The following is a 14,089-nucleotide window of genomic DNA, read 5'->3' as shown; positions in this document are numbered from 1 at the left end:
CCGCGGGAAGGTTAACGGCGCGCTTCGCGCCAGAAGCCGATAAGCGTCAGGTAATTGTTTTTCACTTCGCCGATAAGCGCCTCGTCGCTAAGCTCACCCTGCATCCAGCGGCGCGACGGCTGGCCGAAAATGGTGCGCCCGACCGCGAAGCCTTTAATGATAGGATGCGTCGCCGCTTCAGTGAAGCCTTCGCGCAACTGCTCCTGCGGCGCGTCGAGCCCGAGCAGCAGAATGCCGCGGCAGTATGGATCTTCCTTTTCAATCAGCGCGCTGATTTCCTGCCAGTGGCGGCTCGCCAGCGGCGGCAGCTTCCACCAGTCCGGCTTAATGCCGAGCTGATAAAAATGCGCCAGCATCGTGTGGTAATGCTCCCTGTCTTTATCCGGACCGTTTTCCGGCAGGATCACTTCCAGCAGCAGTTCATGGCCCGACTGCTGACAGGCGCGCCACACCTCCAGCAGCAGCGCGTCCTGCTGTTCGCGAAGCGCCGCCGGATCGTGCGGATGATAAAACACCAGACATTTCACCACATGCTCCAGCGGCCAGCTCGCGAGCTGCGAGCCGATATCGCCATGCTCAAGGCGCAGCGGACGCGAGCCGGGCAGTTCAATCGGGCGGCCAATCCACCAGTTCTGACCGGTGATGGCATTGAGCGCGCGCTGCCCGTAGGTGCTGTCCGCCAGAATACCGCTGCGGCCCGCGAGGCCCGCCTCCTGCGCCGCGTCTTTCGCCGCCTGTAGCAGCAGTTGTTTCAGCGCCGGAATGCGCGCTTCATCGCAGCCGGTTTCGCGGGCCAGATCGGCGAGCTGTTTGCGGTGATCGAAGGCGAAAATACACAGCTCCGGCCACGCCTGGCGACGGGAGGTGACGCGATGCAGATGGTTTAAGCGCGCGTCGAGATCCGGACGCGGCACCGCTTCGGCGCGGGCCAGGTAATCATCGAGTTCGGCGCGCGTCGGCATCGCCGGGGCGCAGCCGTGGCGGGAGACCACCAGCGCGCCGCAGGCGTTGGCGTAGCGACAGGCCTGCTCCCAGCCCTCGTCGTTCAGCCAGCCGCGCAGCAGCCCGGACATAAACGCATCGCCCGCGCCAAGCACGTTCAGCACCTCCACCCGCACGCCCTGATAAAGCGGGACGGTGTCCCAGCTGTCCGGCACCGCGCCTTCCAGCACCACGCAACCCATCGGCCCGCGCTTGCAGACCAGCGTGGCGCCGGTGGCGTGGCGGACGTTTTTCAGCGCGGTCAGCGTATCGGTACTGCCGCCCGCGATATGAAACTCCTCTTCGGTGCCCACCACCAGATCGAACAGATGCAGCACTTCCTGAAGCTGGCGCGTTACCGGCTCTGACTCCACATAACGCGTTTCGCCGTCGCCGGGGGAGGTCAGGCCCCACAGGACCGGACGGTAGTCGATATCCAGCGCGGTACGCAGGCCGTGGCGGCGCGCGTATTCCAGCGCTTTCAGCACGGCGGCGCGGGTGTCCGGGTGGGAGAGATGCGTACCGGTCACCGCCAGCGCGCGGGCGGAGGCGATGTACTCTTCGTTGATATCCTGCGGCGTGAGCGCCATGTCGGCGCAATTGTCACGATAGAAAATGAGCGGGAACGTCTCCTGATCTTTAATGCCGAGCATCACCAGCGCCGTCAGCCGCTGTTTATCGGTGATCAGGTATTCGGTATCGACGCCTGCGCGCGTCAGCGTTTCACGCAGGAAGCGTCCGTTATGTTCATCCCCCACGCGGGCCAGCATCGCCGATTTCAGCCCCTGGATCGCGGTGCCGAACGCGACATTGCCTGACGATCCGCCGAGATATTTGGCGAAGGTCGCCACATCTTCAAGCCTGGCGCCGATCTGCTGCGCGTAGAGATCCACGGCAACACGGCCAATACAAATGACATCGAGCCGCTTAACTGCTGCATTCATAGCTACGGTTTCCTTTTGCATGCCTGCTTCACGAGAGGGCCGGAGAGCCGGCGGCGCGCCCGCAAGCAGCCTGAGGGTTAACAGTTGAACGTAGTATGAGAAATAAATATTTCATTTACAAATTACTTTGGAACTAAAAAACCAGAAATGTGAACAGTATTCCACTCTGCATAGCGTCAGGCGCGGGCACGGGCGCATTGAATACGGTAGCCTGCGCGCCGCCTGTCTGGCTAAAAAAACGCATAGCCTGTGCGGGTTTATCATGTCGCGTGGCAGGTTTCAGATGTCACCGTTTCGCGATCCCCGCCACAGAAAACGCTGCACGGTGAAACAGAGTTTGATCCCTCTCGCAAAATGAAACATTTCATCTGTATTTTGGTTTTATGAAAAATATGTTTGCCTATAATCCAGACAGATTCCGGCAGGCTGGAGGCGTTAAGACCGCGCACCAGAGCAGCCTGCATGACACTGGCTGAAAAAGGAAGGCGAAAATGGGCAAGCTGAGACTGACAATGGCGCAGGCGCTGGTGAAGTTTCTTGATAATCAGTACCTGGAAGTGGATGGCGAAACCGTCAAATTCGTAAAAGGCATTTTCGCCATCTTCGGCCACGGCAATGTGCTGGGGCTGGGCCAGGCGCTGGAGCAGGACAGCGGCGAGTTGCGTCTGTATCAGGGACGCAATGAACAGGGCATGGCGCATGCGGCGACCGGTTTCGCCAGACAGTCGCTGCGCCGCCAGATCCTCGCCTGCACCTCGTCGGTCGGGCCGGGCGCCGCCAATATGATCACCGCCGCCGCGACGGCGACGGCCAACCGTATTCCGCTTCTGCTGCTGCCGGGCGATGTCTTCGCCACCCGCCAGCCCGATCCGGTATTGCAGCAGATTGAGCAGAGCTACGATCTCAGCATCAGCACCAATGACGCCTTTCGCGCCGTCAGCAAATACTGGGATCGCATTACGCGCCCGGAACAACTGATGAGCGCCTGCATCAACGCCATGCGCGTGCTAACCGACCCGGCGGAAACCGGCGCGGTGACCCTGGCCCTGCCGCAGGATGTCCAGGGCGAAGCGTGGGATTACCCCGAGACGTTCTTCGCCCGTCGCGTGCATCGCCTCGATCGTCGCCCGGCAAGCCAGGCGCAGCTTAATGATGCTGTCGCGGCCATCCGCGCCAGCCGCAAGCCGCTGATTATCTGCGGCGGCGGCGTGAAATACGCGGGCGCTGGCGAGGCGCTGGCGCAGTTCGCTGAACATTATCGTATTCCGTTTGCAGAGACGCAGGCGGGAAAAGGCACGCTCCTCTCCTCACACCCGTATAACGTCGGCGGCGTCGGCGAAACGGGCTGCCTGGCAGCCAACCTGCTGGCGAAAGAGGCGGATCTGGTGATTGGCGTCGGCACCCGTTTTACCGATTTCACCACCGCATCGAAATGGATCTTCCAGCATCCCGACGTGCGCTTTCTCAATATTAACGTCAGTAACTTCGACGCCTGGAAACTCGACGGCATCCCGCTGCTGGCCGACGCCCGCGAGGCGCTGACGGCGCTGGATGGTGCGCTTGGCGATTCCTCGTGGCAGGCGGGCTGGGGCGAGCAGATTGCCGCCGTGCAGAGCCGTCAGATAAAAGAGACGCATCGCGTTTATCAGGCCTCGTTTCAGGAAAAGGGCTTCGTCCCGGAGATAGATGACCATCTCGATCGCGAGTCGGTCTACCGGGAGTTTCGCGCGCTGACTGACTCCACGCTGACCCAGAGCAACGTGCTGGGCATTCTTAACGACATGCTGCCGCAGGACGCGGTGATCGTCGCGGCGGCGGGCAGCCTGCCGGGCGATTTGCAGCGCGTCTGGCGCACCCGCGCGCCTAACGCTTATCACGTCGAATATGGCTACTCCTGCATGGGTTATGAGGTGAACGCGGCGCTCGGCGTCAAACTCGCCGAGCCGCAGCGTGAGGTCTATGCGATGGTCGGCGACGGCGCCTTCATGATGCTGCATTCGGAGCTGGTCACCTCGATACAGGAAGGGGCGAAAGTGAATGTCCTGCTGTTTGACAACATGGCGAACGGCTGCATCAACAACCTGCAAATGGAGCACGGCATGGACAGCTTCGGCACCGAATTTCGCTTCCGTTCGACACAGAACGGCCAGCTGAACGGCGGGCTGGTGCCGGTGGATTTTGCCGCCATCGCGGCGGGCTACGGCTGCAAAACCTGGCGCGTCACCACGCTTGATGAACTGAAAATCGCGCTGGAGGCGGCGCAGCACGAGACGGTAAGCACCCTTATCGATATCAAAGTGCTGCCCAAAACCATGGTGCACAAATATGGCAGCTGGTGGAACGTCGGCGTGGCGCAGCAGGCGCTGAGCGAACGTATCCAGCGGGTGGCGCAGCAGATTAACGAAAAACGCGCGCAGGCGCGGGATTACTGAACCCTGTTAACACAAAAAGACACCTTACCTTAACCCTGATTATTCCGGAGATAACCCTTATGTCGCTCAGATTAGGCGTAATTGGCGCAGGCGCCATCGGTAAAGAACATATCCGCCGCTGCACCCAGGTTCTGCAGGGCGCGACCGTCGTCGCAGTATCGGACATCAATCTGGATAACGCGCGCGCCGTGGTCAGCGCGCTTGGCCTGAAGGCGGAAGTGTACGCCGACGGGCAGGATGTCATTCAGGCGCAGGATGTGGACGCGCTGATTGTCACCTCCTGGGACCCGACGCATGAAGCGTTCACGCTCGGGGCGATTGAAGCGGGCAAACCGGTGTTCTGCGAAAAGCCGCTCGCCATGACCGCTGAAGGTTGCCGTCGTATTGTCGATGCCGAGATAAAAGCAGGCCGTCGCCTGGTGCAGGTCGGCTTTATGCGTCCTTACGATGAAGGCTACCAGGCGCTGAAAGAGGTTATCGACAGCGGCGAAATCGGCGCGCCGCTGATGCTCCACTGCGCGCACCGCAACCCGGAAGTCGGCGACAACTACACCACCGATATGGCCATCACCAGCACGCTTATTCATGAGCTCGACGTACTGCGCTGGCTGCTCAACGACGACTACGCCTCGGTGCAGGTGCGCTTCCCGCGCGCCACGTCGCACACTCACGCCCGGCTTAAAGATCCGCAAATCGTGATGCTGGAAACTCGCAACGGGACGCTTATCGACGTCGAAATTTTCGTGAACTGCCGCTATGGCTACGACATTCAGTGCGAAGTGGTCGGGGAGACCGGCATCGCCCGTCTGCCGGAGCCGTCGTCGGTGCAGATGCGTAAAACGGCGAAGCTTGCCACCACCATTCTGACCGACTGGAAAGACCGCTTCATTAAAGCCTATGACGTCGAATTGCAGGCGTTTATTAACGATGTAAAAGCCGGCGAACTGCGCGGCCCGTCGGCCTGGGATGGCTTTGCGGCGTCGGTGGCGGCGGACGCCTGCCTGAAAGCGCAGGAGAGCGGCGCGCTGGAGACCATCAGCCTGCCGGAGCGTCCGGCGTTTTACCTGCGTTAATTCCGCAGTCTGTTACGAATCCGACGGAGGTATACATGAAAATCGCATTTGACGTCGACGTCATCAAAGACCTCGGGATCACCCGCATGGTGCAGCAGGTGGCGGAGTGGGGCTATCAATACATTGAGCAGTCGCCGCACCCGCAAATCAACCCGTTTTATAAGCACCCGAAAGCGGGCCGCGAGATCATTGCCGAGTATAAAAAAGCGCTGCGCGACACCGGCGTCGCGCTCTCTTCTTTTATTTGCGTCTACCGCTGGTCAGGCCCGGATGAGCTGCGCCGTCAGGCGGCGGTGAAAAACTGGAAGCGCCTTATCGAAATCGCCATCGAGATGGATGTGCAGGTGATCAACACCGAGCTCTCCGGCGACCCAAATCAGCCTGAAATCTGTGAAGAGATGTTTTACCGCTCCATGGAAGAACTGCTGCCGATTTTCGAGCGCGAAGGGCTGCGCGTGGAGATCCAGGCGCATCCGTGGGATTTCTGCGAAGAGAACAACGAAACCGTGGATATCGTGAAGTCGTTTCGCAGCGATAACGTGAAATATGTCTACAGCGTGCCGCACACCTTCTTTTACGACAAAGGCAAAGGGGAGGTGGAAAAGATGCTGCGCTACGCCGGGGACGATCTCTCGCATGTGCTGATTGCCGACACCATGAACCACACCCGCCACTGCCGCTATATCGTCAACCCGCCGGGCGTCGATGCCGCGGTACATCAGCATGTTGGCGTGGGCGAAGGCGAGGTGGATTTCCAGGCGCTGTTCAGCACGCTGCGCGATATGGGCTTCGCCCGCCAGAGCTTTAAGGTGGGCGGCGAGCCGATTGTCGCCGCGTCGCTCTTCGGCTACCCGGAGAAGATGAAATACCAGGCTGTGGAAACCCGTGAACTGATAGAGCGCGAACTGCTCGGCCGTTAAGCCGCCGCGGTTTGCCAGAGAGGCGCATTATGAATAAGCAACACGTAAGGCTCGCCATCGCTCCGATCGGCTGGACGAATGACGATATGCCGGAGCTCGGCAGCGAAAATACTTTCCAGCACACCGTCAGCGAAATGGCGCTGGCGGGGTTTACCGGCAGCGAAGTCGGCAGCAAATACCCGCGCGATCCGGCCATTCTGAAACCGATGCTGGCTATCCGCGGTATCGAAATTTGCAACGCCTGGTTCAGCACGTTTTTTGCCGCAGGCGAGCGGGAGAAAACGCTCGACGAGTTTGTGAATCACATGAATTTCCTCCATGCGATGGGGGCGAAAGTGATTGGCTGCTCAGAACAGAGCGGCAGCATCCAGTGCACCACGCTGCCGGTGATGGGGCCAGATAAACCCTGCTTTAGCGAGGAGGAGTGGGCGCGCGTGGCGGAAGGCTACAACACGCTCGGGCGACTCGCCGCCGAAAAGGGCATGCAGGTCTGTCTGCATCACCACATGGGCACCGGCATTCAGACCGCGCAGGAGATAGACACGTTCATGTCGCGGGTGGATGCGTCGGTGTATCTGCTCTATGACACCGGACACGCCTGGTACTCTGAAGGCAGCGAAGCGGCGATGCTGGCGATCCTTAAAAAACATCTGCCGCGTATCAACCACGTACACCTGAAGGATGTGCGCCCGGCAGTGATTGATGCCGTGAAACGCGACGGGCTTTCCTTCCTGGATGGCGTCAGGAAAGGCACCTTTACGGTGCCGGGCGATGGCGCTATCGATTTTCGTCCGGTATTCCGGCTGTTGGATGAGCACGGCTATCAGGGCTGGATGGTGGTGGAAGCCGAGCAGGATCCGGCGCGGGCGAACCCGTTTGAATACGCCGTGAAAGCGCGTCGCTACCTGCGGGAGACCGCCGGGATCTGACTCGCGCGGTGAGGCGGGGCTCACGCGCCGTCTCGCTATAGCGGGCAGATTGATTCGTTGTTCGACATTATGAAAACAATGTTTCATTATAGTCGGCGCTGTCTGCATGACGGCGCCGACACGCCTCGCGGTATCCTTGTGCCGATCTCTGCCGTTTTTCTTTATTTATTCCCTTTAAATATCAATGCATTGTTTGTTCTTATATTTCTATAAAGGCATGAGGCAGGGTGAGTTTTGGCTCCGTGGCGTGCTGATTATCACAAATCCATAACAAAATATGACCTGTCGCTCAAAATTAAAATTTCATTGTTTATATAAATGAAATATTCGATCTAAATTGAGTGTGGTGAATATATCATCAATCGGGTCCGGCCACAGGCAATGGCCGCCTCGTTTCCCTGAACGGCAGGTTACTGGAGTCTTTTATGACTAAAGAACAATATCTCACCCTTAACAGAGCATCAGGGCCTAACAGCGACGCGCCCACGGCGCCGTTTGTCAAAGTGATTGCGCTTATCGCCACGCTCGGCGGGCTGCTTTTTGGTTACGACACCGGCGTTATCTCCGGCGCGCTGCTGTTTATGGGCAGCGAACTGCATCTCACCCCGCTCACGACAGGCCTTGTCACCAGCTCTCTGCTTTTCGGCGCCGCCTTTGGCGCGCTGCTCGCGGGCCATATGGCAAACGCCGCGGGACGAAAGAAAATCATTATTTATCTGGCGGTCATCTTCGCGATTGGCGCGATTGGCACGGCGATGGCCCCGGACGTGTCGTGGATGATTTTCTTTCGCCTGGTGCTCGGCGTGGCGGTTGGCGGCGCGGCGGCGACCGTACCGGTGTATATCGCGGAAATCGCGCCCGCCAACAAGCGCGGCCAGCTGGTGACCTTGCAGGAGCTGATGATCGTCTCCGGGCAGTTGCTGGCCTATATCTCTAACGCCTCGTTCCACGAGCTGTGGGGCGGCGAATCCACCTGGCGCTGGATGCTGGCGGTCGCGACGCTTCCCGCCGTGCTGCTGTGGTTCGGCATGATGTTTATGCCTGACACTCCGCGCTGGTACGCCATGAAAGGCCGTCTTGCCGAAGCGCGCCGCGTGCTGGATCGCACCCGTCGCCCGGAGGATGTGGAATGGGAGCTGATGGAGATCGAAGAGACGCTGGAAGCCCAGCGCGCCCAGGGCAAACCGCGCCTGCGCGAACTGCTGACGCCGTGGCTGTTTAAGCTGTTTATGATTGGCATCGGCATCGCGGTTATTCAGCAAATGACCGGCGTGAACACCATTATGTATTACGCGCCGACCGTACTGACGGCCGTCGGGATGTCGGATAACGCCGCGCTGGTGGCGACGGTCGCTAACGGCGCGGTGTCCGTATTGATGACGTTTGTGGGCATCTGGATGCTGGGCAAAATCGGCCGTCGCACCATGACCATGATTGGGCAGTTCGGCTGTACCGCGTGTCTGGTGTTTATCGGCGCCGTCAGTTATCTCCTGCCCGAAACCGTGAACGGCCAGCCGGACGCGCTGCGCGGTTACATGGTGCTGACGGGGATGCTGATGTTCCTGTGCTTCCAGCAGGGCGCGCTCTCGCCCGTCACCTGGCTGCTGCTGTCGGAGATTTTCCCGACCCGCCTGCGCGGCATCTTTATGGGCGGCGCGGTATTCTCCATGTGGATAGCTAACTTCATGATCTCGCTTTTCTTCCCGATCCTGCTCGCCTGGGTAGGTCTCTCCGGCACCTTCTTTATTTTCGCGGCGTTCGGGATTGTCGGGGCGACGTTCGTGATTAAATGCGTGCCGGAAACCCGCAACCGCAGCCTTGAGCAGATTGAACATTATCTGCATGACTGGCTGGATAACAGCCCGGAGGGCCAGCGCCGCGCCCGTGAGCGCAAGGCGTATCGGGCGCAGATGGACAAAGCGCGTTCATAACGTTATCGCATCACATCAGGGGAAGCCGGGCGGCTTCCCTTTTTTTTGCCGCTGATTGTTATAATTCTGTAACACATTTTCCGTAGCCTCACGTGCATAAAAACTATTCCCCCTTCAAAACGACATCCCGAAAGGAAACCGCGATGGGCAGACCGTTAAAAACCTTATTCAAACGTGAGCATAGTGAAGAGATCAGTAACCCGAGTGATAACCGCGCGTTCTCGCAGGTGGCGGAAGTCTATTTGTCGCGCCGTCGCCTGTTGCAGGCAGGCGCGGTCGCTGGCGCCGCGGCGGCGTTCCCGTTTCTGCTGAAGCCGGAAAACGCGCTGGCGAAAGCGGTCTCGAACGCGAGCGGTAATCTCGGTAAAGCCACTACGCTCGGTTTCACCAGTCTGCCGGTTTCCACCGACGATACCGTTATCGTGCCGGAAGGCTACATCGCAAAGCCGTTCTACAGATGGGGCGACGCCACCGGGATTGCCGGGAATCTGCCGGTTTTTAAAACCGACGGCAGCAACACCACGGAAGAGCAGGCGGCGCAGGCCGGGATGCACCACGACGGCATGGCGTGGTTTAGCCTGCCGCAGGGCGGGCACAGCGCCGATCACGGCCTGCTCGCCATGAACCATGAATACATCGACAACGGTCTGCTGTTTAAGGATGGCGACGCCAACTGGAGCGCCGACAAAGCGCTGAAAGGCCAGAACGCGATGGGCGTGTCGGTCATCGAAGTGAAAAAAGCGTCCCAGGGCTGGGAAGTGGTGCGCCCGTCGTCCTTCGCGCGCCGCATCACCGTTAACACGCCGATGAAAATCACCGGTCCGGCGCTGCACAACCCGCTGATGCAAACGGCTGACGATCCGAAAGGCGAAACCATTCTCGGCACCATGCAGAACTGCGCCAACGGTTTTACGCCGTGGGGCACCTACCTGACGTGCGAAGAGAACTGGTCCGATATTTTCGTGAAGAAAGCCGAGATGAACCCGCTGGAAAAACGCTACGGCATCAGCGACAGCGATGACTCCTACCGCTGGAACGAAGTGGATAAGCGCTTCAGCGTCGACGCCACGCCAAACGAGCCTAACCGCTTCGGCTGGGTGGTGGAAATCGACCCTTACGATCCGCATGCCGCGCCGCGCAAGCACACCGCGCTTGGCCGCATCAAGCACGAAGGCGCGGCGGTGACGCTCGCCCCGGATAACCGCGTCGTCGTTTATATGGGCGACGACCAGAAATTCGAATACATCTATAAATTTGTCTCGGAAGGCAAATTCAACCCGCAGGATCGCAAAGCCAATATGCACCTGCTGGAGAAAGGCACGCTGTATGTGGCGAAATTTAACGACGACGGCAAAGGCGAGTGGCTGCCGCTGGTGTTCGGCCAGAACGGGCTCGACGCCAGCAAAGGCTTTGAAAACCAGGGCGACCTGCTGATCAAAACCCGTCTGGCGGCAGACGCCGTGGGCGCCACCAAAATGGACCGCCCGGAGTGGATTGCGGTCGATCCATACCACACCGGCAGCGTCTACTGCACGCTCACCAACAACAGCGATCGCGGCAAGGAAGGCAAAGCGCCGGTGGACGCGGCAAACCCGCGCGCCAAAAACGTTTACGGCCATATCATGCACTGGCTGGAGCAGAACGGCGACCCGACCGCGATGGCGTTCGCCTGGGATATTCTGGTGATGGGCGGTCGCACCGATACCGACAAACCGGAAGCCAAAGGCAGCATGAAGGGGGCGGAATTCGGCAGCGCCGACGGCCTGAGCTTCGATCATCGCGGCGTGCTGTGGATCCAGACCGACGTGTCGTCATCGACCATCAACCGCAAAGATTACGAAGGCATGGGCAACAACCAGATGGTGGCGACGATCCCGGGCACCAACGAGTTCCGCCGCTTCCTGACTGGCCCGCGCGGCTGTGAAATCACGGGCATCGCGTTCACGCCGGATAACCGGACGCTGTTTATTAACATCCAGCATCCTGGCGAACCGGGCGAAGGGCTGAGCGATCCGCAGCACCCGACGGCGGTATCAAGCTGGCCTGACGGCGAGAAAGCCGGTCGTCCACGCTCCTCCACGGTGGTGATTGTTAAAGCCGACGGCGGCATGATCGGCACCTGATTTGTGATTCATCCGTCATTAAAAACGCAGGCGCAGTCAGCCTGCGTTTTTTTATTAAAAAGCCCCGTCAGGCCGCGCACTGGCTTCCTTCACCGCTTTGTGGTGCGGTTTAGAATCATCTGTTATATAACATTCTCTTTTATTCATGTTTACATTCAGGCCTTTCGGTATATTCCTCCAGGATAAGACTGAAAGTCAGAAAGCCTGCGCCTCGCGCGCCGCTGAAGGAAAGTAAAACCTTATGATAGTTTTAAGGAACATCTCGAAGCTGTTTCATCAGGGTAAGGACACCATTACGGCGGTAGATGACGTCAACCTGGAAGTCGAGCGGGGACAAATCTACGGCATCATCGGCTATAGCGGCGCGGGGAAAAGCACCCTGATTCGCCTGTTAAACGGCCTCGAAAAACCGACGTCCGGCAGCGTGACCGTGGCGGGTAAAGAGATTTCCGCCGCGCGCGGCGAATCGCTGCGTCAGGCGCGTCTCAAAATCAGCATGGTGTTCCAGCACTTCAATCTGCTCTGGTCGCGTACCGTCAGCGAAAACATCGCCTTTTCGATGCAGATAGCTGGCGTGCCGAAAGCGGAAATCAAAACCCGCGTGGCGGCGCTTATCGATCTGGTGGGCCTGAAAGGCCGTGAAAACGCGTATCCGTCGCGCCTGTCCGGCGGGCAGAAACAGCGCGTCGGCATCGCCCGCGCGCTCGCCAACCGCCCGGATGTTTTGCTTTGCGACGAAGCCACCTCGGCGCTCGACCCGCAAACCACCGATCAAATTCTCGATCTGCTCCAGGACATTAACCGCCGCTTTGGGCTCACCATTGTGCTCATCACCCATGAGATGCACGTGGTGCGCAAGATTTGCGATCGCGTGGCGGTGATGGAAAACGGCCGCGTGGTGGAAGAGGGCGACGTGTTGCAGGTCTTCACCCACCCGCAGCAGCCGATTACGCGCCAGTTTGTGCGCCAGATTAGCCAGGAAGGGGCCGACGACGCGTTCGATCCGGCGCTGGCGGGCGATCTTAACGGCGCGGTGATTAAACTGACGTTTGTCGGGCATAGCACCCACCAGCCGGTCGTTGGCGAGCTGACGCTCCGCTACGGTCTGCCTTTTAATATTCTGCACGGCAAAATGACCCAGACCGCCCACGGCGTGTTTGGTCAGCTCTGGCTGCATGTGGTGGCGACGCCGGAACAGCTTGAGAATATCCTCGCCGATTTACGCCTGCATGAGATCCACTGCGAGGTTATTAAACATGCTTGAGTCCCTGTTTCCCCATCTGAAGCTCGACCAGCTCCTGGCCGCCACCCAGGAGACGCTCTACATGACCGCGCTCTCGGGCGTCGCCACCTTTGTGCTCGGCATTGTGCTGGGGCTGGCGCTGTTCTTAACGGCGCGCGGCGGGCTGTTTGAAAACCGTCTGGTCTACAGCGTTATCTCCATCGTGGTGAACGTGTTCCGTTCCATCCCGTTCATCATTTTGATAGTGCTGCTGATCCCGTTTACCAAAACGATTATCGGCACCATTCTCGGGGCGAACGCCGCGCTGCCGGCGCTGATTGTCGGGGCCGCGCCGTTCTACGCGCGTCTGGTGGAGATTGGCCTGCGCGAAGTCGATAAAGGCGTGATTGAAGCTACCCGCTCGATGGGCGCGCGCATGAGCACGCTGATTTTCCGCGTGCTGCTGCCGGAATCGTCCCCGGCGCTGGTCTCAGGAATTACCGTCACTCTGATTGCGCTGGTGAGCTACAGCGCGATGGCCGGGGTGATTGGCGCAGGCGGGCTCGGGAATCTCGCTTATCTGGAAGGATTCCAGCGTAACCACAACGACGTCACGCTGGTGGCGACGGTCGCTATACTGGTGATCGTCTTCATCATTCAGTTTATCGGTGACGCCTTAACCTCTTATTTAGATAAACGCTAACAACAACAGAGAACACACATCATGAAAAGAGTACTGACGCTGATTGCCGCCGCCACCCTGAGCGTTTCCGCCTGGGCTGACACCCTGACCGTGGGCGCGTCCAACGTGCCGCACGCGGAAATTCTGGAGCAGGCGAAGCCGATTCTGGCTAAGCAAGGCATCGATCTGGAAATCCGCCCGTTCCAGGATTACATCCTGCCGAACACGGCGCTGGCGAGCCGCGACATCGACGCGAACTACTTCCAGCACATCCCGTATCTGAACAGCGTGCTGAAAGATCACGCCGACGATAAAACCTATGATTTCGTGAGCGCGGGCGCTATTCACATCGAGCCTATCGGCATCTACTCCAAAAAATACAAATCCCTGAAAGATCTGCCGCAAGGCGGCAAGGTCATCATGCGTGACGCCGTGGCGGAAGAGGGCCGTATCCTCTCTATTTTCGAGCGTGAAGGCGTCATCAAGCTGAAGCCGGGCGTGAACAAAGTGGATGCGCGCATCAGCGATATCGTCGAGAACCCGAAAAAGCTTAACTTCCTGCCGAACGTGGAAGGCTCTCTGCTGCCGCAGATGTATAACAACGACGAAGGCGACGCGGTGGTGATCAACGCCAACTACGCCATCGACGCGGGCCTCGACCCGGTGAAAGATCCGATTGCGGTGGAAAGCGGCGAGAACAACCCGTACGCCAACATCATCACCGTGCATAAAGGCGACGAGAAGAAAAAAGATATCGTGGCGCTGGTGAACGTGCTGCACTCCAAACAGATTCAGGACTGGATCCGCACCAAATATAAAGGCGCGGTTATTCCGGTGAATAACTGATTCGGC

Annotated in this window: 10 protein-coding genes; 9 read left to right on the top strand and 1 reads right to left on the bottom strand. The window is 59.1% G+C overall.

The genetic code is table 11. The features are described from left to right. Window positions 1-11: 11 nt before the first annotated feature. Window positions 12-1,925 carry a 5-dehydro-2-deoxygluconokinase gene (gene iolC, locus AB8W27_RS16280; protein ID WP_041923235.1) on the bottom strand — a complete coding sequence of 638 codons (1,914 nt, stop codon included), beginning with the start codon at window positions 1,923-1,925 and terminating at the stop codon, window positions 12-14. 491 nt (window positions 1,926-2,416) lie between these two features. Between iolC and iolD the strand changes: the two genes are divergently transcribed. The 9 genes from iolD (at window position 2,417) to AB8W27_RS16235 (ending at window position 14,083) form a co-directional block, all read left to right on the top strand. Next, window positions 2,417-4,357: a 3D-(3,5/4)-trihydroxycyclohexane-1,2-dione acylhydrolase (decyclizing) gene (gene iolD, locus AB8W27_RS16275; RefSeq protein WP_012815439.1), complete on the top strand. Its 1,941-nt coding sequence runs from the start codon at window positions 2,417-2,419 to the stop codon at window positions 4,355-4,357. 59 nt (window positions 4,358-4,416) lie between these two features. Next, window positions 4,417-5,430, top strand: a complete 1,014-nt coding sequence (locus tag AB8W27_RS16270; protein WP_012815440.1) for a Gfo/Idh/MocA family protein — start codon at window positions 4,417-4,419, stop codon at window positions 5,428-5,430. 35 nt (window positions 5,431-5,465) lie between these two features. Then, complete coding sequence (locus AB8W27_RS16265) at window positions 5,466-6,350, top strand: sugar phosphate isomerase/epimerase family protein (protein WP_041923236.1); 885 nt, start codon at window positions 5,466-5,468, stop codon at window positions 6,348-6,350. A 29-nt stretch (window positions 6,351-6,379) separates the two neighbouring features. Further along, the gene (gene iolE, locus AB8W27_RS16260; protein ID WP_041923237.1) at window positions 6,380-7,279 is read left to right on the top strand and encodes a myo-inosose-2 dehydratase; all 900 of its coding nucleotides are present in this window, start codon (window positions 6,380-6,382) and stop codon (window positions 7,277-7,279) included. 425 nt (window positions 7,280-7,704) lie between these two features. Beyond that, window positions 7,705-9,210, top strand: coding sequence for a sugar porter family MFS transporter (locus AB8W27_RS16255; protein ID WP_012815443.1), 1,506 nt, complete (start codon window positions 7,705-7,707; stop codon window positions 9,208-9,210). A gap of 143 nt (window positions 9,211-9,353) precedes the next feature. After that, the gene (locus AB8W27_RS16250) at window positions 9,354-11,333 is read left to right on the top strand and encodes a PhoX family phosphatase (protein ID WP_041923238.1); all 1,980 of its coding nucleotides are present in this window, start codon (window positions 9,354-9,356) and stop codon (window positions 11,331-11,333) included. 241 nt (window positions 11,334-11,574) lie between these two features. Beyond that, window positions 11,575-12,597, top strand: a complete 1,023-nt coding sequence (locus AB8W27_RS16245) for a methionine ABC transporter ATP-binding protein (protein WP_012815446.1) — start codon at window positions 11,575-11,577, stop codon at window positions 12,595-12,597. After that, window positions 12,590-13,258 (top strand): methionine ABC transporter permease, encoded by a 669-nt coding sequence (locus tag AB8W27_RS16240; RefSeq protein ID WP_041923239.1) that lies wholly within the window; start codon window positions 12,590-12,592, stop codon window positions 13,256-13,258. Before AB8W27_RS16245 ends, AB8W27_RS16240 begins: the two co-directional genes overlap by 8 nt. A gap of 21 nt (window positions 13,259-13,279) precedes the next feature. Further along, the gene (locus AB8W27_RS16235; RefSeq protein WP_007762821.1) at window positions 13,280-14,083 is read left to right on the top strand and encodes a MetQ/NlpA family ABC transporter substrate-binding protein; all 804 of its coding nucleotides are present in this window, start codon (window positions 13,280-13,282) and stop codon (window positions 14,081-14,083) included. The last annotated feature ends 6 nt before the right edge of the window (window positions 14,084-14,089 follow it).

The organism is Cronobacter turicensis, assembly GCF_041222865.1.
GTDB lineage: Bacteria > Pseudomonadota > Gammaproteobacteria > Enterobacterales > Enterobacteriaceae > Cronobacter > Cronobacter turicensis.
Note: the sequence above shows the minus strand (reverse complement) of the source record. Positions and strands in the feature narration are given on the sequence as shown.